Annotated in this window: 32 protein-coding genes and 1 pseudogene; 10 read left to right on the top strand and 23 right to left on the bottom strand. The window is 61.8% G+C overall.

Features of this window, described 5'->3' with window-relative positions; genetic code table 11:
- Positions 1-396: 396 nt before the first annotated feature.
- Positions 397-867 (bottom strand): hypothetical protein, encoded by a 471-nt coding sequence (locus N0D28_RS00445; protein WP_260560459.1) that lies wholly within the window; start codon positions 865-867, stop codon positions 397-399.
- 127 nt (positions 868-994) lie between these two features.
- Between N0D28_RS00445 and N0D28_RS00440 the strand changes: the two genes are divergently transcribed.
- From N0D28_RS00440 to N0D28_RS15600, 3 genes are all read left to right on the top strand, one after another.
- Positions 995-1,399, top strand: a complete 405-nt coding sequence (locus tag N0D28_RS00440; protein ID WP_260560458.1) for a hypothetical protein — start codon at positions 995-997, stop codon at positions 1,397-1,399.
- A 167-nt stretch (positions 1,400-1,566) separates the two neighbouring features.
- Positions 1,567-2,685: an RNA-guided endonuclease InsQ/TnpB family protein gene (locus N0D28_RS00435; protein WP_260560457.1), complete on the top strand. Its 1,119-nt coding sequence runs from the start codon at positions 1,567-1,569 to the stop codon at positions 2,683-2,685.
- 55 nt (positions 2,686-2,740) lie between these two features.
- Positions 2,741-2,851, top strand: a complete 111-nt coding sequence (locus tag N0D28_RS15600; protein ID WP_376777678.1) for a DinB family protein — start codon at positions 2,741-2,743, stop codon at positions 2,849-2,851.
- Positions 2,852-2,866: 15 nt separating this feature from the next.
- Here the strand turns inward: N0D28_RS15600 and N0D28_RS00430 are convergent.
- The 18 genes and pseudogenes from N0D28_RS00430 to N0D28_RS00345 form a co-directional block, all read right to left on the bottom strand.
- Positions 2,867-3,664 (bottom strand): annotated as a pseudogene (locus N0D28_RS00430) (IS5 family transposase).
- 153 nt (positions 3,665-3,817) lie between these two features.
- Complete coding sequence (locus tag N0D28_RS00425; protein ID WP_260560456.1) at positions 3,818-4,027, bottom strand: hypothetical protein; 210 nt, start codon at positions 4,025-4,027, stop codon at positions 3,818-3,820.
- Positions 4,028-4,044: 17 nt separating this feature from the next.
- A complete protein-coding gene (locus N0D28_RS00420) occupies positions 4,045-4,281 on the bottom strand; it encodes a hypothetical protein (protein ID WP_260561941.1) in 237 nt (78 codons plus the stop codon).
- An 85-nt stretch (positions 4,282-4,366) separates the two neighbouring features.
- The gene (locus tag N0D28_RS00415) at positions 4,367-4,963 is read right to left on the bottom strand and encodes a hypothetical protein (RefSeq protein ID WP_260560455.1); all 597 of its coding nucleotides are present in this window, start codon (positions 4,961-4,963) and stop codon (positions 4,367-4,369) included.
- On the bottom strand, positions 4,960-5,187 hold the full coding sequence (locus N0D28_RS00410; RefSeq protein ID WP_260560454.1) for a hypothetical protein: 228 nt from the start codon (positions 5,185-5,187) through the stop codon (positions 4,960-4,962). The genes N0D28_RS00415 and N0D28_RS00410 overlap by 4 nt, the downstream gene beginning before the upstream one ends.
- On the bottom strand, positions 5,184-5,648 hold the full coding sequence (locus N0D28_RS00405) for a hypothetical protein (RefSeq protein WP_260560453.1): 465 nt from the start codon (positions 5,646-5,648) through the stop codon (positions 5,184-5,186). The genes N0D28_RS00410 and N0D28_RS00405 overlap by 4 nt, the downstream gene beginning before the upstream one ends.
- Positions 5,645-5,896, bottom strand: a complete 252-nt coding sequence (locus N0D28_RS00400) for a hypothetical protein (RefSeq protein ID WP_260560452.1) — start codon at positions 5,894-5,896, stop codon at positions 5,645-5,647. The genes N0D28_RS00405 and N0D28_RS00400 overlap by 4 nt, the downstream gene beginning before the upstream one ends.
- Complete coding sequence (locus N0D28_RS00395) at positions 5,893-6,156, bottom strand: hypothetical protein (protein WP_260560451.1); 264 nt, start codon at positions 6,154-6,156, stop codon at positions 5,893-5,895. The genes N0D28_RS00400 and N0D28_RS00395 overlap by 4 nt, the downstream gene beginning before the upstream one ends.
- Positions 6,140-6,628: an HAD family hydrolase gene (locus N0D28_RS00390; protein ID WP_260560450.1), complete on the bottom strand. Its 489-nt coding sequence runs from the start codon at positions 6,626-6,628 to the stop codon at positions 6,140-6,142. The genes N0D28_RS00395 and N0D28_RS00390 overlap by 17 nt, the downstream gene beginning before the upstream one ends.
- Complete coding sequence (locus tag N0D28_RS00385; RefSeq protein ID WP_260560449.1) at positions 6,618-6,959, bottom strand: phage replication initiator YdaU family protein; 342 nt, start codon at positions 6,957-6,959, stop codon at positions 6,618-6,620. Before N0D28_RS00385 ends, N0D28_RS00390 begins: the two co-directional genes overlap by 11 nt.
- 595 nt (positions 6,960-7,554) lie before the next feature.
- Entirely contained in the window at positions 7,555-8,322 is a 768-nt protein-coding gene (locus N0D28_RS00380; RefSeq protein WP_260560448.1) for a hypothetical protein, read from the bottom strand.
- Positions 8,319-8,534, bottom strand: coding sequence for a hypothetical protein (locus N0D28_RS00375; RefSeq protein ID WP_260560447.1), 216 nt, complete (start codon positions 8,532-8,534; stop codon positions 8,319-8,321). Before N0D28_RS00375 ends, N0D28_RS00380 begins: the two co-directional genes overlap by 4 nt.
- A 68-nt stretch (positions 8,535-8,602) precedes the next feature.
- Positions 8,603-8,773, bottom strand: coding sequence for a hypothetical protein (locus N0D28_RS00370; protein WP_260560446.1), 171 nt, complete (start codon positions 8,771-8,773; stop codon positions 8,603-8,605).
- Positions 8,774-8,781: 8 nt separating this feature from the next.
- On the bottom strand, positions 8,782-8,910 hold the full coding sequence (locus tag N0D28_RS00365; RefSeq protein WP_260560445.1) for a hypothetical protein: 129 nt from the start codon (positions 8,908-8,910) through the stop codon (positions 8,782-8,784).
- Positions 8,907-9,116: a hypothetical protein gene (locus N0D28_RS00360; protein ID WP_260560444.1), complete on the bottom strand. Its 210-nt coding sequence runs from the start codon at positions 9,114-9,116 to the stop codon at positions 8,907-8,909. Before N0D28_RS00360 ends, N0D28_RS00365 begins: the two co-directional genes overlap by 4 nt.
- Positions 9,116-9,400 carry a hypothetical protein gene (locus N0D28_RS00355; protein ID WP_260560443.1) on the bottom strand — a complete coding sequence of 95 codons (285 nt, stop codon included), beginning with the start codon at positions 9,398-9,400 and terminating at the stop codon, positions 9,116-9,118. Before N0D28_RS00355 ends, N0D28_RS00360 begins: the two co-directional genes overlap by 1 nt.
- Positions 9,397-9,960, bottom strand: coding sequence for a hypothetical protein (locus N0D28_RS00350; RefSeq protein ID WP_260560442.1), 564 nt, complete (start codon positions 9,958-9,960; stop codon positions 9,397-9,399). The genes N0D28_RS00355 and N0D28_RS00350 overlap by 4 nt, the downstream gene beginning before the upstream one ends.
- Positions 9,961-10,201: 241 nt before the next feature.
- On the bottom strand, positions 10,202-10,504 hold the full coding sequence (locus N0D28_RS00345; RefSeq protein ID WP_260560441.1) for a helix-turn-helix domain-containing protein: 303 nt from the start codon (positions 10,502-10,504) through the stop codon (positions 10,202-10,204).
- 151 nt (positions 10,505-10,655) lie between these two features.
- Here N0D28_RS00345 and N0D28_RS00340 point away from each other — a divergent pair, with 151 nt between their 5' ends.
- The gene (locus N0D28_RS00340) at positions 10,656-11,171 is read left to right on the top strand and encodes a helix-turn-helix domain-containing protein (RefSeq protein WP_260560440.1); all 516 of its coding nucleotides are present in this window, start codon (positions 10,656-10,658) and stop codon (positions 11,169-11,171) included.
- The gene (locus N0D28_RS00335; protein WP_260560439.1) at positions 11,168-11,860 is read left to right on the top strand and encodes a hypothetical protein; all 693 of its coding nucleotides are present in this window, start codon (positions 11,168-11,170) and stop codon (positions 11,858-11,860) included. Before N0D28_RS00340 ends, N0D28_RS00335 begins: the two co-directional genes overlap by 4 nt.
- A gap of 228 nt (positions 11,861-12,088) precedes the next feature.
- Here the strand turns inward: N0D28_RS00335 and N0D28_RS00330 are convergent, their stop codons facing one another.
- The gene (locus N0D28_RS00330) at positions 12,089-12,409 is read right to left on the bottom strand and encodes a winged helix DNA-binding protein (protein ID WP_260560438.1); all 321 of its coding nucleotides are present in this window, start codon (positions 12,407-12,409) and stop codon (positions 12,089-12,091) included.
- Positions 12,410-12,712: 303 nt separating this feature from the next.
- On the bottom strand, positions 12,713-13,024 hold the full coding sequence (locus N0D28_RS00325; RefSeq protein WP_260560437.1) for a hypothetical protein: 312 nt from the start codon (positions 13,022-13,024) through the stop codon (positions 12,713-12,715).
- Between the two features lie 20 nt (positions 13,025-13,044).
- Here N0D28_RS00325 and N0D28_RS00320 point away from each other — a divergent pair, with 20 nt between their 5' ends.
- Both N0D28_RS00320 and N0D28_RS00315 read left to right on the top strand, forming a co-directional pair.
- Entirely contained in the window at positions 13,045-14,124 is a 1,080-nt protein-coding gene (locus N0D28_RS00320; protein WP_260560436.1) for a recombinase family protein, read from the top strand.
- A 33-nt stretch (positions 14,125-14,157) separates the two neighbouring features.
- A complete protein-coding gene (locus tag N0D28_RS00315; RefSeq protein ID WP_260560435.1) occupies positions 14,158-14,496 on the top strand; it encodes a hypothetical protein in 339 nt (112 codons plus the stop codon).
- 227 nt (positions 14,497-14,723) lie between these two features.
- Here the strand turns inward: N0D28_RS00315 and lpdA are convergent, their stop codons facing one another.
- Positions 14,724-16,127, bottom strand: coding sequence for a dihydrolipoyl dehydrogenase (gene lpdA / locus N0D28_RS00310; protein WP_260560434.1), 1,404 nt, complete (start codon positions 16,125-16,127; stop codon positions 14,724-14,726).
- A 328-nt stretch (positions 16,128-16,455) separates the two neighbouring features.
- On the opposite strand from lpdA, the gene N0D28_RS00305 reads away from it, so the two are divergent.
- Complete coding sequence (locus N0D28_RS00305; protein ID WP_260560433.1) at positions 16,456-16,659, top strand: carboxylesterase family protein; 204 nt, start codon at positions 16,456-16,458, stop codon at positions 16,657-16,659.
- Positions 16,660-16,794: 135 nt separating this feature from the next.
- Here the strand turns inward: N0D28_RS00305 and N0D28_RS00300 are convergent, their stop codons facing one another.
- Positions 16,795-18,018, bottom strand: coding sequence for a vWA domain-containing protein (locus tag N0D28_RS00300; protein ID WP_260560432.1), 1,224 nt, complete (start codon positions 18,016-18,018; stop codon positions 16,795-16,797).
- 497 nt (positions 18,019-18,515) lie between these two features.
- On the opposite strand from N0D28_RS00300, the gene N0D28_RS00295 reads away from it, so the two are divergent.
- Together N0D28_RS00295 and N0D28_RS00290 are read left to right on the top strand one after the other, a co-directional pair.
- Complete coding sequence (locus tag N0D28_RS00295) at positions 18,516-19,013, top strand: hypothetical protein (protein WP_260560431.1); 498 nt, start codon at positions 18,516-18,518, stop codon at positions 19,011-19,013.
- A gap of 72 nt (positions 19,014-19,085) precedes the next feature.
- Positions 19,086-22,130: a beta strand repeat-containing protein gene (locus N0D28_RS00290; RefSeq protein WP_260560430.1), complete on the top strand. Its 3,045-nt coding sequence runs from the start codon at positions 19,086-19,088 to the stop codon at positions 22,128-22,130.
- Positions 22,131-22,203: the final 73 nt, after the last annotated feature.

Genomic DNA, 22,203 nt, shown 5'->3' with positions numbered 1-22,203 from the left:
CACGCGAACCCCACCAAATGCAGCGCACGTCCGCACCGTCGCCCGTGCCCCGGCTGCTGCGGGGTGGGGTCTACCTTCAAAGAAAGCTCCCCAGCAGGGGCTCCGGCTGGGGGCGGGTGGGGCACCGACAACACACGGCCGGTTTGAATTGGTGGTTTCCCCATTCCCTTAACTGCTCTTGCTGGGACGATTGTCTAAATGAAAAAAGCACCAACCTTTCGGCGGCGCTGGTGTTTTGACTTTTGTGGAACTCTACAAAAACAGTAGCACAAACTTCGGATTTTCACCTTGGGTCTGGATGGACGTGCCTCTGTCAGCTTTCACTGATACTGGCCCCCGGTAATCGCAACGAAAAAAACCTCTTGGACTGAGGGCTTTTACTCCGGGAACTGGTGGTTACTTGGTCTTGCGGGGCGTCTTCGCTGCGGCTTTCGGAGCAGCTTTCGGTGCGGCCTTGCGCGCGGCGCGGCTGCTGCCCAACTGCTGGCCCTTCTCAAAGCTGGACTGCATTTTCTGGCGCGTCTCAGCGGCCAACGCCTTGAAATCCACCAGGCCCGCGCTGATGTTCTCGACACTGGTCTTGATCTTGCCGCCGGTGCGGTTCGCAGCGAGGCTCCGGTTGACCTCGTCAAACCAGGTGTCGAATTCAGGGCTGGCTTCAAAGATCATCTCGCGCACGCTGCGGCTGTACGTCTCATCGCTGCTCCGGCGGCTGAACTCTTTGGGCAGCTGAAACCGCTCGGTGTTCATATAGGCCGCTTCGAACTGGCCCTCTCTCACCGCCTCCTTGAAGACTTTGACGAAGCTATCACTGCGTTGGGGATTGGCGAGTTTGGCGACCTGCTCACTGAGTTTCGTATAAGCCATAAGCGTAAACATAGCAAGCGGACACTTCGGACCGCAAGTTCAAGAGACCAGCTTCAGAAAGTAGAAATTGAAGAACCCCTTCTGTGTTCAGCTTGACCCAGTCTTGCTCAGCGTCGATACTTCAAGGGTGGACCCCTCACTCGCCCTGTTTTACAGCTGGATTATTCGCACCCGCGAGGAACTCTTCGCGTACACGGCGTCTCTCCCATCCGAGATCTACACCCGTGAACATCCTGATTTCGCTTACGGAAGTGTGCGAAACATTCAGGCCCATGTCGCAAATTGTTATCTTGTGTGGGTGGGCCAACGCGGCCTGGGGATGGAAAGAGACCAGATCGCTTTTGAGGCAGCCAGCGTGCCCGACGCCGAGGCCATGCGGATCAAATTTGCTCAAGTGGACCGCATTGTCGAAAAGGCTTGCCGTGTCTTTGAGCAGCCGGATGTTTCGTTTGAGCTGGTACGTCCAGGCCGTGACCGCTTACAGAAAAGGGTCTGGGCGGAAAGCCCACGGATTTATCCGTGGGCTGGATAGCCCAGCCGCCCGTCAGGGCGGGGTGCTGATGCTACGCGCTGAACCGAAAGCCCCGCCGCGTTGTGGTAGAATGAAAGAGCAAAACCCCGCCGCCTTTCTGGGGAGTCAGGCGCGGGGAACGGCAACACCTTTAGAGGAGGTGACTGCAAATCAAGCCTACCACGTACATGAAAGCCTTTCGCTACCGGATGCGCCCCACGAAGGCGCAGGAAGCCGCGCTGACAGAGCAACTCCGGTTGTGCCGCCAGCTCTACAACTGCGCCTTGGAAGAACGCATCGGGGCATACAAGAAGGAAAAGAAGACGGTCAGTGGGTACGACCAGATGAAAGACCTGCCCGAAATCAAGTCCGCACTGCCGGAGTACAAGGGCGTCTACTCGCAGGTCTTGCAAGACGTTCTCAAGCGGCTGGACAAGACGTATCAGAACTTCTTCCGGCGCGTCAAACAGGGTGCAAAGAAGGTGGGCTTTCCGCGTTTCAAGGGAGCAGGCTGGTACGACTCGCTGACCTACCCGCAGCTTGGATTCAGCATGTTGGGCGACGTGGCGTACTTCTCCAAAATCGGCAACATCCGGTTGAGACTCAGCAGGCCGCTGGAAGGCAAGCTGAAGACGGCGACCATCACGCGGGACTGCGGCGAGTGGTACGTGAGCTATGTCTGCGAGGTGGAACCCCAGCCGCTTCCCAAAACGGGAAGTTCGGTGGGGGTGGACGTGGGTACGACATGGTTTGCTATCACCTCCGATGGGGAGTTTGTGGAGAATCCCCGGCACTTCAAAACCGCCATGAAGAAACTCAGGGTGGTGCAGCGCTCGCTCAGCCGCAAGAAACGCGGGTCAAAGCAGCGCCGAAAGGTCAAAGCGCAGGTCGCCAAGCTGCACCGTAAGGTCAGTCGGCAACGGCTGGACTTCCACCACAAGACAGCTATCAAGCTCATCCGAGAGAACGATTTGATAGCACACGAAGACCTGAACGTTTCAGGGATGGGCAAGAGCAATCTGGCCCGGTCAATCCACGATGTCGGATGGTCGCAATTCTTCTCTCTCCTGTCCCAGAAGGCTGCAAGCGCCGCTCGGACAGTTATTCGCGTAGACCCCCGGTACACCTCGCAAGCTTGCCATCAGTGCGGGCATACCTGCAAGGCAAACCGGGTCAGTCAATCGCGCTTTGTGTGCGTCAACTGCGGGCATCAGGACAATGCCGACGTGAACGCAGCACGCAACATCCTGGCTCGGGCAGAGCCTTTAAGCGCCAACGTAGCGGCAGTCAGCGCAAGCGTTGCTTAAGAATCCCACGGATTCATCCGTGGGAGTGTCAAAGGTTACCCAGCGCTGGCTGATCATGCACCCGATCACCCACGAGTTTCATCACAAAGGACAGTTGCTGGCCTTGGGACGGGTGCTCGGCTTTCCGCTGGCGTCCGGTGGGGACACAGACCTCGTTCTGCCTTAGAGGCTGGTGGACAGCCTATCCAAGGATGGGCCTGAGTTTAGTCAGTAACAGAACGCAGGCGGCGACGAAGTGGAAGCCGATCAAGGTCGAGGACAGCCGTTCCAGATCACGCCCCAATCGACGAAAGCGCGACAACCACGCCAGCGAACGTTCCACCACCCATCGTTTCGGCAGCAAGACAAATCCCCGTGAAGCGTCCGGACGCTTCACGACGATCAACTCAATATTGCTTTTGCGCGCCGCATTCTGCGCTTGTTCTCCGGTGTAGCCCTGATCGGCAAATACGACCTCCAGCATCCCACCTGTGAGCTCCTGGGCGCTGTGACACAGCGCCTCTACCTGCGCGCGATCCTGTTCGTTGGCCGGCGACGTGGTCAAGGTCAACAGGTGACCCAGCGTATCCACCGCCAGATGGACCTTGGTACCCTTGCGCTTCTTCGCTCCATCGAACCCGGCACGGTGACCACTTTCCGGGGTGCTTTGCAACGTGCGGCTGTCGATGATGATCGCCGTCGGCTCGCCGGCACGTTGCTGTTGAACGCGACTGAGCATCCGTCAGTCGTGTACGGCGTTCTCAAAGCACCCCGCTTCGAACCACCGCTTCGCCTGACTGCGGACCACTTCTGCTGGTGGAAGATCGTGCGGCAGAAATGCCCATTGCGCCCCCGTTCGACTCATCCACAACAACGCATTCAAGACCTCTCGCAGCGGAAATTTCCGCTGCGGGGCATCCTCAGGGGTTAAGGCCAGGTACGGCAATAAAAAGTGGTACGTCTCGTCATCTACATCACTTGGGTACGCACGGCGATCCATCCGTCCAGTTTGCCAGCGACAAAATCATCCCGTCAAACTTCGATTCCCTCTCAACCAGCCTCTAGTGGAACAGGGTTTTGCACTGGCCGTGATGATGTGGGTCAGTGCAGGAGCGGCACTGAACGCCGGGTGGGGAAAACGGTCAAGCGAAGATCAGGTGAGAACATTGGCCAACCAGATTTCCAGCGCTGCCCGGTCTCCGCGTTGGCTGGTCCCACCCATCAGACGTCGCCAGAGCCAGGTATCGCCGCGACGCTGCACCGTGCCCACGCGCTGGTCACTGAGCAGGACGTGGTAGAGCTGCCCGTCCTCAACTTCATCGAGACTCGCGAGAGGTTGGCCGGGGAGAAAGGAAGACCGCATCACTGCTCCTGCTCCGGTCATGGGTAGAGATCAAACCCGTTGGCGTCCAGAATCTGTTCCAAGCGCTTCTTTGCGGCGTGAATATCGTTCATGCTCTCAGCTTCGAAATAAATCTTGATGGGTCGCCCGGACCGGACCTTTGCGGTTTCCCAGGTGACATCCGAAAGGCTCTCCTCAGCCCGAAGTTCCTTAAGTGCAGCGTTCACGGCTTTTTCTGGAATGCCTGCGTGAATGGCCATATCGTCTTTAATCACGCCCAAGCTTAACAGTGTGTGTACGTCATCAAAACACCACCTGAGCCTTGCTGGGCAGGCCGCGCCAGATCGCGCAAACGACCGATCAGGAGGAAGTTGAGGCCACCCGCCGCACCACTTCAAGGTGGTGCTGTGCCTGACCGTCTCCCAGCTCCGCTGCCAGGGTCAGCAATGCTGCCGCGCAGGTCAGGGCCATCTCTCGGTCACTGCGCCAGCCGCCCCGGTCATCAATCAGCGTACTCGGCCCCCCGCCCTTTCGGAGCCGCTCCAGGCATGGCTGCTTGCTGCGCGTGATGGTTTCGCCCACAGCCCGCTCGCTGAGCCAGCCGATCGGAGTGCTGAGCTTCTGGAGGACGAACGCACCGCCGGGTGGCCCGCCGTAACTGCCGATGCCGACCACCTGCATCCGCCCGATATTGCTGCGGGCTGGGCCGTCGCCAACCACAATGGCCTGACTGCTCTTGACGTGCCATTCGCGGATGCTTTGGAGCCAGGCTTCGGCATGCGCCCTGGCTTCGCTACCGGGTGTGGGTGCAGCGGGGCCGACGCGGGGACGCCGCTCGCGCTTGGGCTTGATTCCGGTTTCCAGCTGGGTTTGCGGGGCGTTGTGAGGGTTGGCCGGTTGCTGAGCCGCTACAGGGCTTGTGGTGAGCTTCGTTAACAGTTGGTCGAGTTTCGTCATGTGTAAACCTCGCTGAGCTGCCGCCCGATCAGGAACCGCAGCGGGTAAAGGCTCTCGGTGAAGTCGCGCCACGGGTCAAAGCGGATGACCGGTGGGAGCAGCGCGGCAGGCGGGCGGGCCATCAGCACGCCGAGGCTCGGACTGAACACGATCTCGCAGATGGGGCGCGGCTGCTGGGCCTGGAGGACCAGGGCACGGCGGAGCTTGTGGGTGCGGTAGCTCACGGCTTGCTCGCGCGTTCGACCACATCAGTCAGGAACTCGCTCAGGGTCTGCCAGTACGGGAGACGGTAGTCAGTCGGCAGGACGCGAATCCACCACGTTGACTGCCCATTCCAGCGGTGGGCCAGTACCGGCAGCTTCGCGGGTCCCGCGTCGCGTCTGGCCTGCGCCGCCCACTCCCTGATCTGGGCAGGGCTGAACATCTTGCAGTCGGCCAGGCGCTTCACTTCAAAGTGGATCCAGGCCAGGGCCTCGCAGCGCACATCCGGCGAGTCTGCGCCGCCCGCGTGCTGCTGGCCGCGAGTGGCCGGGAACCCAGCGTCGGCGAGGGCATGGGCGAACTCGCGCTCCCCGTCCGCACCTTTGCGACGCGAGTTGACAGGCTTCTTCCCGGGAGTAGACTCGCCTCTGCCTCCGCTTGAGTGTCCGCCGACACTCGCGGAGGCGATTTGCTGCCGGGTCACGGCGCACCCACGATGTCTGCTGCGTTGCGCCCATTCAGGCCCCGCACGGCTCGAATCATGGCCGAGCGGGCTTCCATCGTGGCATCCTCGGCCCTCACCATGGCATCGTGCAGCCGGCGAACTTCCGGCGCTGGCGTGCCGGGTGCCCGCTGGGTGAGTTTGTAGGCTTTTCGGGCAGTGGACTCAGCCCGCATGGCAGCGGCGTAGACGTGGGCAGCAGTGAGGGTGGCGGACTCGGCTGAGGTCATGACGCAGCCGCCTTGAGGGGGCAGCGGTGCTCTTTAGGAATCCAGATGGCGATCTCGCGGCCCCTGGGACTGGCGTGGGTGTAGAGCCTGGGCTCAGCGCCGCAGTGCGCGCACACGGCGGCCTTGCAGGCGTTGAGTTCCAGCCCCTCGCCTTCGCGCACGCCGAGGGCTTCACCGAACGTTACCGGGCGGCCTGAGCGGACAGGCCCGGTAGGTGCCGTTCTGTCCAAGAAGCGGGGCGCGTCAGTTGGCAGAAACATGGGTCAGCTCCTTGTTGGTGATGCTGGGTAGCACGGCGGGCGTGCGCTGCTGGGCTTCGGTGGCGAGCTGGGCGGCGTAGCGCTTGATGAACTCCCGCTTGATCCAGTCCAGGCGGTCTGCCGCGACGCTTCCGAGGGGCGTGCCGTTGGTGGCGCTGTTCATGACGATTCGGGCGCTGGTGTTGGGCAGGGTCGCCATCTCGCCGCTGCGGGCACGGATCAGGCAGGTGTCCCACTCGGCGAGGGCCAGCGCTTCGAAGTCCTTGCCGGTGGCGAGGTCGATCAGCTTCTGGGGGCTGGGGAAGTACGTCTCAAAGCGGAACGCGGCGCGGCAGGCGGTCTGGAACGCGGTGTCAGTCAGTTCGGCGCTCAGAATCTCGCGGTAAATCTTGGTGGTCTGGGTGGTAAAAGCGCGACCAAAGCGGTCTTGAAGCACCGTCCAGCCAGCGGCGAACACGTGGTCAGAAAGCAAGTTTCTCATCCTCCTGGAGTGCGGCGTACACGGCCTGGGCGGTGGTCAGCGCGCGGGCGTCGGCGGCTTCAGTGGTCTGCGGGCGGCTCGGGAACTTCAGGTTCCTCGGCTTTTCGGCCCGAAAGAGGCCCTGATGGCCGCACTCGATGCTGTTTCGGATCACCTCCGCTGGGTCGTCGCCCTCGGCGGCGAAGCGCTGGAGACGGTTCGCCATGCCGGTGGCCGTCAGGGGTGGGGTCGGCAGGCGGCGCTGGCGGCGGTACTCGAACCACTGCGCCCAGGCTTCCGGCATGCCTGGCAGCGCCGCCAGGTCGGCGGGCAGCTCGGGCAACGCCGGGGCCGCGCTGCGCGGAACTTTTGGCGTGCTGGTGGCTTTTTTCGGCTTGGGTTCTGGGGAGCTTTGGGCAGAATCCAGTGAGGCAGCAGGGTGCTGTGCTGGAACCTCAACGATCTCGAAGCCTTCAGTCTGAATCGGCGCGGCGCGGTCCCGCGCTTCCCCCTCGGGGGTAGGGGGGAATCTTTTCTCTGTTCTTCTTTATCTTCTGATTCCTTCTGATTCCTTCTGATTGTGCAATCTATTGCCGAATAACTTTCCTGGGTTTCTTCGTCCTGGCGCGGATTCTTCGGCATTTCGTAGCGCACACTTTTGCACGTTGCTGGTGCAAGGGGCGTGCAAGCCCCGCGCAAGACGTACACGTCGCTTGCACCGAGGGCGTGCCCTTCCTGCAGCAGATAAGCGAGCGCCTGCTGAATTGAGCGCACCTTGTAGGGCAGCACATCGAGCAGTTGGCCGACCGTCAGGGTCTGGCGTTTGTAGTTGGTTTGGGCGTCTAGCTTGAGCAGAACCCAGCCCGCACAGCCGGGAAGGCTGGGGGCGAGGTCGTCTACCCAGTTGCTGTGAATGGTGTAGCTTCCACGCTGACGGCTCATCCCATCGCCTCTCGCGTGGGCAGCCACCTGTTCCCGCCCAGGGCCATGCAATGCGTTTGTGGCGCGAGCAGGGGCAACGGCACGCCGGGGTGGGAGCTGACGGGGCGTTCATGGCCTTCCCAGCCGAGGGTGCAGGTGACCAGATCCCAGTCCGGCTCCCCGTGCCTGCACAAACCGCATACCGCGCCCTGAAGCACCAGGCGGCTATTCACGGTCACCTCTTGCCCGGCCATCTCGCTGAGCAGTGCCGCACGGGCCTCAGCGTCGAGGGTGCTGGGCATCGGCCCGGCCACCGTGATGCGGGCATACACCGCCTCGCTGACCCCGTGCCCGTTGGACAGGAAGGTGCTGTGCTTGGCCCGTTTCTTGTGCATCACCGAGGCGTTGGTCCCGCAACGATCACAGGTCCGCGAGGTGCCGCTTTCCGTGCGCCCACTCAGGAATATCACTCCGTCCCACTCGTGGGTGCAGAGGTGCTGCCAGTCGGCCAGATCGCGGACGTGGAAGCCGTCTTTGCCCTCGCTCGTCCAGGGCTGGAACTTCGGCTCGACGAACCCGGCGTCACGCGCCACCCCGTCCCACTCCTTCTTGCTGGGCAGGCCAGCCTTGCGCCAGATCAGCAACTCGCGGCGGCCACTCTCCCGCACCGAGGCTTTCAGGTGCAGGCCGCGTGCCACGGCCCGGCGGGCAGGCGGGCCACCCGCTGCTTCGGCGAACATCTCCGCGAGCAGCTCGGTCAGGGCAGATACTTCATCAGCCTTCATAGCAAGTCGTCCCAGATCGCCACCGGATTGGGATCAGCTCCATACGGTCCCCAGTCGGCCACCGGGTCCGGCTCGTAGCTCTCCCAGTTATCCGGCTCGTCGAAGGGGCAGGCGCTGCCTCTGTGGCAGGCGTGGGCCGAGCGGGAAGAGGTGAAGGTGCCGAAGCAGGACATGCACGTGTGGGTGCGCTCGGCTTGCAGATCTTCAGGCATGGCTGGCCACCGGGTGCAGACTTTGTAGCGCGGCCTCTGGGAAAGGAGCCTGAAGGCGCTTGGAGACATCACTCAGTTTCATGGTCGACCTCGGTGGGGGAGGGGTTGAGCAGGGCGCAGATGATGGTCAGCATCAGCACGGCTTGGAGCACCGAGACGGCGACGGCCTGTTCGGGCGTCAGCAGGCCGCACCAACGCCGGAACAGCAGCAGGCCCAGCAGGTAGACGGCGAGCAGCACGACCCACCTCACAGCCGCCACCGTTCAAGCTGCATGGCGCTGGGCTGGCTGGGAGTGGGCCGGGGATAGCGCTCGGCCGGCAGCGCCAGGGCGCGGCGGCGGATGCTCGCCGCATCAAGCAGCTCGCGCAGGGTCACGCCGCCCCCCCGATCTCACCGATGGGTTGCCGCCACTGGGCGTAGACCGCGTCCTTCTCAGCTTGGTTGGCGTTCCGCGCTTCCTGCGCCGCGCCAGTGCGCCAGAGGGAGACGCCCTCGCGGGCCAGCTCGAAGTACCGGGCGGAGGCAGCGTCAATGGCCTGGCGGACCTCGCTGAGTGGGTGGGACGGAATGGTGGCGATCATCAGCCTTGACGCGCCATGAGATCTTCGAAAGTCATGGGTTCGCTGAGTGCGTCTTCAACGGCCTGCGCCGCTTCGATCAAATGGACGGCCAGCAGCCGGGCCCCGCAGGCCGTCAGGACCTTGGTGACGGTCACCAGCCCCAAATCCTCCGGAGCGCTATCGAGTGAGGTATGCGGCAGGCTCAGGCGGATGGGCAGCTCGCAGGCGTTCACCGAAATCTGGGCGATCTCGAAGTCGCCCCACCCGTCGCTGCGAAGGTTGGCGGCGTAAAGGGGGTCGCTCACGCCATGGCTCCATTCCGGTAAGCCGCCGTCAGGACATTGGCCTCGTCGATCAACCCGCGCCCGGTCAGGAACTCCAGCTGGCCTTTGAACCGGGAAATGCCCCACTTGTGAACCGGCTCGGTGGGAACGTAAGGGGCGGCCTCGTCGCGCTCAGCGGCGGCGAGCTTGAGGCGAGTCTCAAACTCGGCGCGCACCTGCTCCCAGGTCTCGATCATGGCGTCGCCGCGCCGCGTCACCCGGCGGCTGCCGATTTCCAGCCACAGCACGCGCGTGCTCAGGTTGACGTTTTTCTGCACCTCGAAGCCGATCTGGCGCAGGGTGGCGCAGATGCCGCTCGCCAGGCGCTGACTGCCCATATCGTCGATGTCGAACTGGAGCATTTCCACGTCGGCCACCAGCGCGAGCAGCGAGCCGAACTTGTGGCGGCACTCGGGGCCGACCACGCCGACGAAGGGAATGACGCTGCCGGGGTGGGTCAGGGCGCGGCCACAGTGGGTGCAGCGCTCAGCGTGGGCTTTGAGGAGGTGGGGCTTGGTTTGTGTGGGAATCGGCTGTAACATGTTGGGGTCTCCTTTGCCCCCCACTGAGTCGCTTCGATGGCTGAACTCGTGGGGGTTTTTCGTGCTTACCGGCTGGCTTGAACCTTGACGGGCGCTGGCTGCGGTACTGGCGGCAACGCCTGAACGATCTCGGCGAGTACCTCGTGCAGCGCCCTGAGACGGGCCGGGTCGTGGCTGTACGTGGTGGTGTTCGTGGGGATTAGGGCAGGGGGGACCTCCTGGGTGGAATTGCTCTGCCCGCTCACGCGGACGCCTGGGTTTCGGGATCGGGGCGGACTGCGGTGGGGGCAGCCTCCTGTACTTGGAGATCAGTAGATAGCCCATGTACTAAGTCAGAGACCGAAAAATCGAGAGCCTGTGCGAAACGCCGCAAGCTCTCAAGGGTCAAGTTGGTATTTGATCCATTCTCGATCTGGCTGATCGTGCTGATACTTTTTTGGTTCCAGCCGAGCCGTTTACAAAGCTCGGTCTGGGTCAGCCCCAGCACAGTGCGGCGGGCTTTTATAGCCTCCCCAACGTGCTCAATCTTCGTATTCTCGGGCATATCTTAAACTTAGTACATATCCCAAGTAGTAGTCAAGATAGCTGTTAGCCTATCTAGAGTTAACTTGGCTTGAAATCTAACTTAGGATATGACATAAGTAGGGGCATGGCCATGCAGGTGCTAAATCCCATGTCCTTCTTAGGGGGTGAATATGGCTGTCGAAGAGCCGCTGAACAAATTTGAGGCCGGGCAACTTATTCGCGCTCGTCGAGAAGCGCTGGGGTATACGCAGACCGAAGTGGTAGAAAATACGACCATAACGGTCGAAACGTACGTCTCAGAGCTGGAAAATGGGAAAGTGAGCGTAGGGCGAAGCAAGCACTTTCCAAGCCTCGCTCGCTTCCTCAAGCTTTCAGAAGACGAGATACGCTCCATAAGCCCCAGCGCTGTTTTTTCGTTGCCCGACGCACCCACTTCCGCCCCTCGGCGCGGCCCGCCGATCCCGCCGGTGGTCGGTCCAATTGAAGTCACTTTAGACATTCCGAACGAACTTCAAGAGCTGATTGACCAGTACTCGGACAAAGCAGGCTTTGAGGCTCTGAGGAATCCCAAGAGTGTGCAAATGCTGGCCCTCCGCCGGGCTTACATGGGCGAAGAAGACGAACTTCAAACCGTTGATCAGTGGTTGGACTACTTCATGGACATGCGGCGATGGTTGCCCAAATGAGTGACCAGTACGACCTGGAGCGACTGCCCATCGATTTCATGCAGTACATCAGAGACCTCCACGCCTACGCCAATCATGAGCCGCACAGTTGTAAGCTGGCCCGCGCCCTGCAAATCCGGGTGCGGGTCGCTCTGCATAACTCCGCCCTGCCGGACGCCGACCCTGACCCGGTGATTTTCCTTCAGCCCTGGTGGTACAGCGGCAACAACGATGTGACGCGCCACGAGATCGCTCACGTCATGCTCTGGTGGAGCGGCCTGGAAGCACGCATCTTGAAGGAATACGACGTAGACACCGCTAAACGGATCATTGAGGGGCTGTGCAATCAGGCGATTGCCTTTCTGCGGATTCCTCAGCCGATGGCGGACGCCGCTGTGAAGCGCTACGGCGTGTCGGCCCAGGCGGTCGCCGCTTTGATGCGCCAGACCCGCGCGCCGTACCAAATGGCAATGGACCGCCTCACCTTCGACAAGCCCTGCGAATCCCGCGCGGCGTTCCTGACCAGCGGGAAGCATATTGTCGGTGTTTCAGTCTGCAACTTCCGGTTGCCGTTCTGGGTTTCTGACCGCGTGCCAGAGCCGCACATCCTTGTACCTCAAGCTTCCCTGCTGCGGCGACCTCACGGCACTGGCCTTCTGGGTGTTCTAACAGGTGGTCATACCGACGATTGGTACTGGGATGGCGCGTAAGCAACCCCAGGCCTAAAGGCCGGGGCTTTTAAGGCCCCACTTGCTTACCCGACGACCCGTAAGGGTAAACGATGTTCAAGCCATCACACCCAAGAATGCCTCGCCAGTTTTTGGCTCTGTGTCTACAAACAAAGAAAGCCGGGAAGTGAAGATGAACGCACCAGCTTCGAACCCAATAGCGATCTTGTGTAGGTGGATGCAGCCAAGCCCCAGCAGATCAGGAGCTGATCATTGCTCTCCCAGGCATCCAGAGCATGGGTGCAGCTCGTCGAGCAACCCTTCCCCTTCAGGCGTGAGGGCATACAGCTGGACATTCCCATCCAGTTGCCCCTGATGACGCTCCAGAAACCCGTGGTTGGCCAGCATTTTGAGCGCCATCGTGATACTGACCTTGTCGCACAGGCGCATCCCTCGGCGAGTCGCCAGTTCTTCCAGCTCGAACCAGTGGCGCGGTGTTGCTGAGGCCACCGCCAGGAGTCGGTGCGACACTGAGTCAGGCAGAATCCTGCGTCTCCCTTTTACTCGAAGTCCTTGAGGTTCATCTTCCATTCCTTACCACCCCCTTGCTAGCGAGACTCAAGCTCCTCCCTGAAGCGTCCCCCAGCTGGCGTGATGATATATAGCTGCCCGTCCCGCGCCTTTCCAGCTTGTGCGACAAGGCCCTCAGCGAGAAGAGCATGCAGCGCGTTGCGCGAACTCCTGCTGCCGGAGAGAAATAATTGTTGCTTAGACGCCAGGAATTCCAGCCGTCTACCACTGCAGGGGACATCGGACGCGACCACGAGCAGTCTCAAAGCCAACGCCCACACTTCAGGAAAACGGTGGGGGACTTCTGCACCAGACCCTCGACCTTTATCTCCCACACATCCCCAACCCCCGGCAAGCGGTGGGCCGTTCGTTGCTCTCCCACATTTCATAGCCGTCCGGGTGCTCGACTTCTTTGGTCCGGCGCAGCACGTGGGCGAAAAGGCCGCCAGGGTTGCCACTGATGGTGTGTTGCGCCAGGTTCTTCATGTCACGCAAGCGCCGGATCATTGGGTTGATAGTACTGCCTTGTTTCGCGCTTGCTTTGATGGCCGTCGTCGGGTTGGCTTGGTCCACCGCTACGATGTGGTGTGGCTCCTCCGACAAAAACTCCAGTGGCGACGCCAGCACGGCGATCAAATGATGGGAGACCGTAACCAATGATCCCCTACCAAACTGCTTCTCTCTCCATCCTCGATCCCCGAATCTCTGTCGTTGGCGGCATCCGCGTCAGCACCGATCAGCAGGCCGACCAGTACGGTCCTGACCGGCAGCGCGCCGACGTGGAGCGCGACGCCGAACGAAACGGGTTGAGTATCGTTCACTGGGTGGAGGAGTCGATCAGCGGCGCAAACCACGACCGCGCTGCTGAGAACGAGTACTACGCCCTGGCGCGGCGCTTCCACGGCCTGAATTTCATGTTCAGCCATCCCAACCGGGTCGGTCGGCACGTCGAGGTGATCGTGGGCATCGCCCGCCAGATCCACCAGCTCGGCGGAACGGTCTGGATCGCGGGCCTGGGCAACCTGCGCGACGGCAGGAACTGGCGCTACTTCCTCAGGAACGCGGCGGAGGCCGAGACGGATTACCTGAATGTGGTGGACCAGCTCTACCGTGGCAAGCGCGGCAAGGCGCTGCGGGGCAAGTGGCCGCACGGCGCGCCGCCCTGGGGGTACGTGCTGGAGCGTGACGAGAAGGGCCGCAGCACCCGGCCCGTGCCCAATCCGGTGACGGCCCCGGTGGTCAAGCGCGTGGCAGACCTGGCTGAGACGGTGGGCGGCGAAAGCAAGAGCCTGGCCGTCATCCTCGAAGAGGGCTGCCCCGCGCCCACAGCGGCAGGCTGGAGTATCCGCAGCATCCACAACATCCTCAAGAACGAGCGCTACACGGGCCGCGCGGTGTTCGGTGGGATCGAGCTGCTGTTCGAGCCGATCATTCCCCGCGAGCAGTTCGAGCGTATTCAGAAACTCCGGGCCGCCCGGCGGCGCGAGAGTGGCCCCAAGGACACTGGGATGCTGCTGGCGGGGTTCACGCGCTGCGCCGAGTGCGGGGCGGCCATCGGGCGGGGGAGTAGCCTGACGCCCTACGCCCGCTACCTCTATTACTGCTGCTGGAAGTCCAAGCGGCCCCGCGTGGCCCGCAAGGACGGCGGCTGCACCAACACCAAGAACTGGCAGCCGCCGGTGCTGGACGGGCTGTGCTGGGACGCCCTGGTGCGTCACCTGACGCGGCCCGCCTAACTGCGGCAGATCATCGCGCCCGCGCCGTCCCCCGTGGACGGCCCGCCGCCTGCCCGCGTCGCTGAACTCGAGGAAGCGGTCGCGCGGGCCTGGGAGCCGTTCGCGGCAGGCAAGTACAGCATGCAGATGGCCGAGCGCCTCGCCGCCCCCTTCCAGGCCCAGCTCGACACCCTGAGAGCCGAATACGCCCCCGCCAGAACCGCGCCGGTCGCGCCGGACCTGAGCGCCCACGCCGCCCACTTCGCCCTGGCGCTGAGCGCCGAGCTGGACATGAGCCAGAAGCGGCGGCTGATGACCGCCGTGAACGCCCGGTTCTACATCGGCCCAGACGGACTTGAGCGGCTGACAGTCGACCTGCCGACGCTGGGCTAGGTCGTTTGCGGGAGTGAGCTGGGCATTCCGATACTCAGGCTGGACATGCTTGCTTCTCCTTACGCGCCCTTGGGCGCAACCGCAGCAGTTTAGCGCACCGCCGCAGGTGGGTTTCGGCTCATGAGCGCGGAGCGCCAATTCAAGAGAAATGGTCGGCGGTCAGGGAGGCCACACCAGCCGGACACCGAAGAGCGCCCCCGCAGGAGCGCCCTCCGTTCACCAGAAGTTCAGCGGTTGACGATGTGAATGGCCTGCTTGTGCACCGCTTCGGCCGCCTCCAGCACGCTCTCGCCCAGGGTGGGGTGGGCGTGGATGGTCAGGGCGATGTCCCCGGCGGTGGCGGCCATCTCCAGTCCCAGGCTGGCCTCGCCGAGCATGTCGGAAGCGTGTGGTCCCACGATGTGTACGCCCAGCACCAGATCGGTGCCTTCCTCGGTAATCATCTTCACGAAGCCGTCGGTGGACTGCAAGGTCATGGCGCGGCCCGAGGCGGCAAACGGAAACTGTCCGGTCTTGATCTTGTAACCCTTGGCGACGGCTTCCTCTTCGGTCAGGCCCACCCAGGCCAGTTCGGGCGAGGTATACACGACGCCGGGAATCGCCACCGGGTCCATCTCGGCGGGTTCGCCCGCGATGACCTCGGCGGCCACCAGTCCTTCCTTCATGGCCTTGTGGGCCAGCATCGGGTTGCCCGCCACGTCGCCGATGGCGTAGATGTGCGGAATGTTCGTCTGCATCTTGCTGTTGACGGTGACAAAGCCGCGCTCGGTGGCGATGCCCAGCCCTTCCAGATTCAGCCCCGCGCTGCGCGGACGGCGGCCCACCGCGACCAGCACCCGGTCGTAGGTTTCCGTGCGCTTCTCGCCGGTCTTCACGTCTTCCAGTTCCACCTTCAGCGTGCCGTCGGGCTGCTTCTCGGCCTTGTTGGCCTTTGTCTGGGTCTGCACCTCGATGCCCTGCTTTTCCATCGACTTGCGAAAGGCCGCGACCGCGCCTCTGTCGGCCCCCGGAATCACGTCCGGCAGGAACTCGATGATCTTGACCTGGCTGCCCATGTTGTTGTAAATGTGCGAGAACTCGAAGCCGATGACGCCGCCGCCGACGCACAGCATCCGCGCCGGAACCGGGTCGGGAATGACGAGCGCCCCGGTACTGTCCACGATGCTCTGCTGATCCACCTCCAGGCCCGGCAGTTTGGCCGGTTCCGAGCCGGTGGCGATGATGAAGTTACTGGCGGTGTAGGTCCTGTCGCCCACCTTGATGCTGTGGGCGTCCACGAAGACGGCCTCGCCGACCAGATGCGTGACCTTGTTGGCCTTGAACAGCCCGCCGACGCCGCCGGTCAGCTTGGTGACGATGCCGTCTTTCCATTTATTCAGCTTGCCAATATCCAGTTTGGTGTCCGAGAAGGTCAGGCCGAACTCGGCGGCGTGCTTGCTGGCGGCCAGTTCGTCGCCCGCGTGCAGCAGTGCCTTGGTAGGAATGCAGCCGACATTGAGGCACACTCCACCCAGATATTCCTTTTCCACGCAGGCCACCTTGAGGCCGAGCTGCGCGGCGCGGATGGCCGCGTGGTACCCGCCGGGGCCAGCGCCGATGATCAGGATGTCAAAGTCCATGTTGTTGGTCATGGGTCCAGTCTAACGCGGCAATGGCAGGCAGGAAGTGACGCATTTGAGAAGTCAGTGGCTGTGAATTGACACTTTGGAAGCGTGAATTTCTGAGCGGGGGGATTGCGTCACTGGGGCCCAGACTCCCGTCACCTTGCCCACCGAGTCGGGAGCGGTGGTGGGCCGCCAGGACATGGCCCGCACCTTTCTGGGCATTCTTTGTTCAGTTGTCCGGCGCTGAACGTCGATAAAGCCCTTTCGCAGTACGCCCCCGTTGACGCCTTCGGGTTCGCCGATCTGCAGGCGGCCACCTCGGTCAAGGTGCCCGGCGATCTCCGGCCTCGGCTCGGTGCATTCCAGCAGCCTCATCTACGCCTTCCAGACGCCGATTCCCGGCCTGGGCGACCCGGTGCAGTTCTCGGCAGCCCAGCGCGACTTGTCGGACAGCTTCGGCGGCGTGTGGGCGGCCTTCGTCAAGACAGGGAATCTGAACTGGTCAGCCTTCGACGCCAGCTGCGCCAATGTGCAGGTGTTCATGTCCAGCGGCGTGTAGGAACGTACTGATTTCGCCACCGATCAGCAAGTGCACCTTCTGGACGGGCCTCAATTTGAAGTAAAGGGGGAGTGCGGTAAAAGAGCGGGCCGAACGCTTCTATGACGTTCGGCCCGCTCCGTTTAACTGCTGTCCTCAGTTCACGACTTTGGTCTTGTTGCTCATGTAGTCCATCAAGACATACTGGCCGATGTTCTGCGGCGTGGTGAAGTACGCCTTGCCGCGCGTCATCTCCGAGACGCGGCGCACGAAGCTCACCAGATCGGGGTCGCGGGCCAGCATGAAGGTGTTGACCTGAATGCCGCTGCGGCGGCAGTTGGCGACCTCGCGCAACGTCGCGCCCAGCACGTAGGGGTCAAGGCCGTAGGCATTCTTGTAGATGCGTCCGTCGGGCAAAGTCAGCGCACTGGGCTTGCCGTCGGTGATCATCACGATCTGCTTCATGTCCTTGTTCTCGCGCTTGAGAAGCTGCTGGGCCAGCCGCAGCCCGCCCGCCGTGTTGGTGTGGTACGGCCCGATCTGCGCTTGGGCCAGCTTGGACAGCGGCACTTCCTCAGCGCTGTCGTGAAACAGCACGAATTTTAGGGTGTCGCCGGGGTACTGGGTGCGAATCAGGTGGGCCAGTGCCAGGGCGACCTGCTTGGCGGGCGTGAAGCGGTCCTCGCCGTAGAGGATCATCGAGTGTGAGCAGTCGAGCAGCACCACTGTGGCCGCCGAGGAACTGTACTCGCTCTGGCGCACCACCAGATCTTCCTGCTCGGCGTTTTCCAGCCCCTTGGCGATCACGTTGCTCAGGGTGGCGGTGGTGTCGAGGTTGAGGGTGTCGCCGAACTCGTAGCTCTTGAGTTCGCCCATCATGTCGATGCCCGACGAGTAGTCGCGGGTGTCGTGCGCCCCGGCGCTGCTGCGCCCCATCCCGCCCATCAGATCACGCAGGGACTTGTAGCCCAGGAAGTCGATGCTCTTGTCGGTGAGCTGGAACTTGCTCTCGCCGCTCTGACCCGCACCGCCGCCCTCGCCGTCCTCGTCGAATTCCTTGCGGATAAAGCCGTCTTGCTGGAGCTTGTCCACCATCTTCTGAATCTGCTGGCCGAGCCTCGAGTCCTGAATCTCGCCCTCGCCCTGCATGGCCTCGGCCAGCATGTCCTCGGGAATCAGGTTGCGTTCGGCCAGCGCGTTGAGAATGGCGTCGAACAGGTCGTCCATGCTGGGCCGGGCATTGGGGTCGGGGTCGTAGGGGTCGTTCATGCCCTGGCCCAGCAGCGCTTCCTGAATCATCTGCATCAGTTCGCTGCTTTCCAGTTCGTCGAGTTCGCTTTCAAATTTGCTGTAACGGGTGATGCGGGCGTGTGCGGTCATGTTCGGGCCTCCAGACGAGGAAAGCAGATGAGAGAAACAGTCGAAAGAAAGCGCAATCGGGAAACACAGGGGAGGAAATAGGCAGGGCAGAAACAGATGGCGCTGGACTGTCGCCCAGTCTGCGCCCGGAGCGGCGGTGCTGGCTGTCCGGTTCGTTTCAGTTGCGCCCGGAGAACCTCGCCCGCACCGCCGCCTTCTGAACTTCAGCATGGCGCAAGCGTGCCTGGATGTTTGTAACGGCGGCGCTGCGGCATGTCGACATCAGAAAATGTTCGACATTCAACGGTATCCATTCATACGGAAACGCCCGTTGCCCGCCTGGTCAGGTTTCCCCCAGATGGCATCGTGCCCAGAAATGCCGATTTCTTCGCGCGATTTTTGGCATTTCGTAAGGCGCTGGTAAGAACTTCACATTTAAGATCATCCAGTCCTCAGGTTTACCAAGGCAATTTCCTGACAGCTCGATTTGTCAACCACAAGTTTTTAAGGAGAACCTCATGAAACGTTCCACGCCCACTCTTCTGCTTACCCTGCTGCTGGGCACGGCGCTGGCCCAGGCGACCACACCGCTGAAACTGGTGCTGTCACAGTCGCTTGTGCAAACGGTGACCGAGAACGGAAAGAGCACCGAGAAACTGATTCCCGAACCCACGTCGGTGCTGCCCGGCGCGGTGCTCGAAGAGGCCCTGACCGCCACCAACACCCTCGGCAAGAGCATGGCCAACGTCGCCGTGAACCTGCCGGTGCCCGCCGGAACCGTTTACCTCAATAGCCTCAAGCCGGAAGGCAGTGTCAAGACCCTCTTCAGCATCGATAAGGGCAAGACCTTCGCCGCCGCGCCGCTGAAAAAGACCGTGACTGTCACCGAGAACGGTAAGACAGTGCAAAAGGAAGTCGAGGTCAGCCCCAGCGAATACACCAACGTGCGCTGGGTGCTGGGCGAACTCGCCGCCGGGGGCAGCCTCAAGCTCGGCTTCCGGGTGAAGGTGAACTGAGCGCCGGACCACCAGATTTTTTACCCTCATTACGCTGTTGTCGCCCGAGTGGGCTGTATCTAAGGAGAAGATATGAACAGATTCAAGCATCTTGCTCTACTCGTCGGCCTCGCCATGGGATCAGCCCTGGCCGCTGGCACTGCGCCCGGTACCAATATCGCTAACACCGCGACAGCCAGCTATACCGACCCGGACTCTGCTGCGCAGACCACCAGCTCCAATACTGTGACCACCCGGGTATCGCCCAAGGGCGGTTTCTCGATCACACTCGACCAGACCTCACAGACCACCCCGAGCACTGGCAACGACGCTGGGATCGACGGCACTCTCCAGAAACTCGGCTCGGCTGGGCAGACGGTCGTTTATGACTACACCATCACCAACGATGGTAACTACTCCGATACCTACACCCTGAGCACTGCGCTGGCCGCCAACGCTGTAACCGGCCTGACTGCTGGCAACTACACCTACGCTACCGCTCCAGGTCCCGATGGCCTCTACGGCACTGGCGATGACGTGCTGGTGCCTGTGGACGGCATTACCCTGGCTCCCGGTGCATCAACCACCTTCCATATGGTTCTGAAGGTGCCGAATAGCGCTTTGACCACGCAGATCGCCTACGCCGATCCGGTTGGTAAGGCGACGGTGACCAACGTACCCGACAATTCGGGAAACAACGGCGCGGCATTCACCGTTGGCCTGGCTCCCGAATCGAACAACAACTTCCAGTACAACAAGATCACCATCAATCCCAGCGCTGCAATTACTGCGACCAAGACCGCCAAGAACGTCTACACTACCTACACTGTTGGTGCAGCCAACACGCCTGCGGCAACGACCTACAAACCCAAAGTCGGCGACTTCATTGAGTATGAGATCACCGCGACCAACGGTTCAAGCACCAATGCTGCCAGCAGCGTCACCGTAACAGACACGCTGCCTGTCGGAACCACCTACACCACCTCCAGCTTCAAGGCGAGTACAGGCAGCTCTAGCAATACCGGCAGCACCTACACCTTTACCCCAACCGGCGGCACGCTGGCGGCCAGTGGCACCATCACGATCGATGTGGTTGTCCAGGTGACCGCGCTGGCTAGCACAGTTGCCCCCGCCAACATCAATAACCCTGTCGTCAACGTCGCCACAGTGAACTACACCGATCCTGGGCTTGGAGCACAGACACCAGTGCCTGCCACCTCCGGCCCCACCAACGTTGCGGGCGTGGGTATCGGCCCCATCGGGTATCCAACGGGCGCAGCGACCGGCTCGTTTACTGCCACTGAGCCAGCCCCCAATGCCACGAGCCTGCAAGTCACTCGCACTGGCACGGGTATCGCCAATGACGGCACCGGCGGCCCTGGCAACGATCTATCGACCATCAGTAGCGCCATCGTTAATGCCAACACCACTACCACAGACATCATCTTCCCCGGTACAGTCAGTAACATTGGCACGGCTGCCGATACCTTCACCTTCTCCTCGACTGTGGACAAGAACAAGACTGGTGGTACGCCCACCGTCACCTACTACAGCGACTCGGCAGCTACGGTAGCGATCACGGATACTGGCAGCCTGGCTGCTGGCGCAAGCTTTACCTACTACGTCAAGTTGACGCTGCCCGCTGCGACTCCCACATATACCGGCAGCGCCGCTAGCCCGGCTGTGGGCCTGACCGTCACGGCGACCTCGGGCAACAATGCCAGCGTCAAAGACGTGACCACGGACGCGCTGCTCTCCACCGATCGCCGCTCCACCCTGGTGGGTAACAACAACAACACGCCGCTGGACAACAACGGCGCACCCGATCTGACCAAGCTGGTTCAGAATGTGACGCCCACCGGCAGCGCCCAGGAAATCAGCTACCCGATCGACTTGGTGAATACTGGTGCAACTGACGATACGGTGACTCCGGTTGGCAGCTTGAACATTCCTACTGTCGCTACTCCCGGCGGCACCCCTACCAACATCACCTACTATCTGGCCAACAGCGACGGCACCAGAGGTGCACTGATTACCAGCACGGTGAGTGTGCCTGCTGGACAGGAAGTCACCATCCTGGCCGTGGTGACGGTTCCTGCCGACGCCTTGCCGACCGCCACTGACACTGGCGTGGCCCTTAACCAGACGTTCACCTCAACCCAGAACGGGGCCACAGCCTTCAATCCGAACACGACCACCGTCAGCGCTCTGAGCACAGGCGATCTGCTGACCATCGGCACCAACAACAGCTTCACCTTCTCGCCCGACGACTCCTCGCGCATCACGGCAGTCGGCTCACACATCTACTCTCACACCCTGACCAACACCAGCGCCAACACCACCATCAACGGCGGCCTGTTCACCGTGGCGCTTGACAACGCCTACAGGACCAGCACGACCCCGGCGGGTTCGGGCCTGACTGACAGTGGCTCCTCCCTCGATAGTGGCACCCAGAGCGACTTCGTTCTCACCTACTCGTCGACGCTTGGCGGCACCTACACCTCCACCCTCCCAGCCATCTCGACCCTCGCACCGGGAGCCAGCCAGACCCTGTTTGTCAAGGTGGCCAACACCAACTCCAACAATGTCGGCGCGGTCAACGACGTGGTGTTCCAGGCAGCCCCCACCTTCAGCGTGGGTACCGCCACGGTCCAGTTCGTCGAAGACGTGACCCTGGTCAAATCGACTGGCACCAGTACTGATACGCCCCCCGCGACCACCGACTACGCCCTCAAGCCGCTCAAGACTGTCAAGACCTGCGCTGACGCGGCCTGCGCCACCGTCAACGATACGACTGGTGCCACGGCCAAGCCCGGCGATTATCTCCAGTACACCCTGGTCACCACAAACAACCGCCTCACCGCCGCGACCCTCAATAAGGCCTTCATCTCCGATACGGTGCCGACCAACACCACGTTTGTCAGTGTGAGCGCCACCTCCACCCAGACGGGCACTATCCTCTACTCCGCCAATGGTGGCAGCAACTGGTCTGTCACTGCGCCGACGGCTGCGACCCTTCCAGCCGTCACCCAGATCTCCGTCGGCGTCGACACTGCTACCAACAACAGCATTGACACTAACGACGGTCTCGATACGGGCAAAACCATCACCATCATCTTTACTGTTTTAGTGAACTAATTGTTATCGGGCGTGTTTCGAACCGGAAACACGCCCGTTTTCTCGAAAGAATTTTGTACGAATCTTAACATTA

The sequence above is a fragment of the Deinococcus rubellus genome (assembly GCF_025244745.1).
Lineage (GTDB): Bacteria > Deinococcota > Deinococci > Deinococcales > Deinococcaceae > Deinococcus > Deinococcus rubellus.
Note: the sequence above shows the minus strand (reverse complement) of the source record. Positions and strands in the feature narration are given on the sequence as shown.

Bases quoted from the DNA above. Each gene is read 5' to 3' on its own strand.
- N0D28_RS00445 (WP_260560459.1), bottom strand. From the start codon at position 867: ATGGCTTATACGAAACTCAGTGAGCAGGTCGCCAAACTCGCCAATCCC.
- N0D28_RS00435 (WP_260560457.1), top strand. From the start codon at position 1,567: ATGAAAGCCTTTCGCTACCGGATGCGCCCCACGAAGGCGCAGGAAGCC.
- N0D28_RS15600 (WP_376777678.1), top strand. From the start codon at position 2,741: ATGCACCCGATCACCCACGAGTTTCATCACAAAGGACAGTTGCTGGCC.
- N0D28_RS00425 (WP_260560456.1), bottom strand. From the start codon at position 4,027: ATGCGGTCTTCCTTTCTCCCCGGCCAACCTCTCGCGAGTCTCGATGAA.
- N0D28_RS00415 (WP_260560455.1), bottom strand. From the start codon at position 4,963: ATGACGAAACTCGACCAACTGTTAACGAAGCTCACCACAAGCCCTGTA.
- N0D28_RS00400 (WP_260560452.1), bottom strand. From the start codon at position 5,896: ATGACCTCAGCCGAGTCCGCCACCCTCACTGCTGCCCACGTCTACGCC.
- N0D28_RS00395 (WP_260560451.1), bottom strand. From the start codon at position 6,156: ATGTTTCTGCCAACTGACGCGCCCCGCTTCTTGGACAGAACGGCACCT.
- N0D28_RS00380 (WP_260560448.1), bottom strand. From the start codon at position 8,322: ATGAAGGCTGATGAAGTATCTGCCCTGACCGAGCTGCTCGCGGAGATG.
- N0D28_RS00375 (WP_260560447.1), bottom strand. From the start codon at position 8,534: ATGCCTGAAGATCTGCAAGCCGAGCGCACCCACACGTGCATGTCCTGC.
- N0D28_RS00360 (WP_260560444.1), bottom strand. From the start codon at position 9,116: ATGATCGCCACCATTCCGTCCCACCCACTCAGCGAGGTCCGCCAGGCC.
- N0D28_RS00350 (WP_260560442.1), bottom strand. From the start codon at position 9,960: ATGTTACAGCCGATTCCCACACAAACCAAGCCCCACCTCCTCAAAGCC.
- N0D28_RS00345 (WP_260560441.1), bottom strand. From the start codon at position 10,504: ATGCCCGAGAATACGAAGATTGAGCACGTTGGGGAGGCTATAAAAGCC.
- N0D28_RS00340 (WP_260560440.1), top strand. From the start codon at position 10,656: ATGGCTGTCGAAGAGCCGCTGAACAAATTTGAGGCCGGGCAACTTATT.
- N0D28_RS00335 (WP_260560439.1), top strand. From the start codon at position 11,168: ATGAGTGACCAGTACGACCTGGAGCGACTGCCCATCGATTTCATGCAG.
- N0D28_RS00330 (WP_260560438.1), bottom strand. From the start codon at position 12,409: ATGGAAGATGAACCTCAAGGACTTCGAGTAAAAGGGAGACGCAGGATT.
- N0D28_RS00320 (WP_260560436.1), top strand. From the start codon at position 13,045: ATGATCCCCTACCAAACTGCTTCTCTCTCCATCCTCGATCCCCGAATC.
- lpdA (WP_260560434.1), bottom strand. From the start codon at position 16,127: ATGACCAACAACATGGACTTTGACATCCTGATCATCGGCGCTGGCCCC.
- N0D28_RS00300 (WP_260560432.1), bottom strand. From the start codon at position 18,018: ATGACCGCACACGCCCGCATCACCCGTTACAGCAAATTTGAAAGCGAA.
- N0D28_RS00295 (WP_260560431.1), top strand. From the start codon at position 18,516: ATGAAACGTTCCACGCCCACTCTTCTGCTTACCCTGCTGCTGGGCACG.
- N0D28_RS00290 (WP_260560430.1), top strand. From the start codon at position 19,086: ATGAACAGATTCAAGCATCTTGCTCTACTCGTCGGCCTCGCCATGGGA.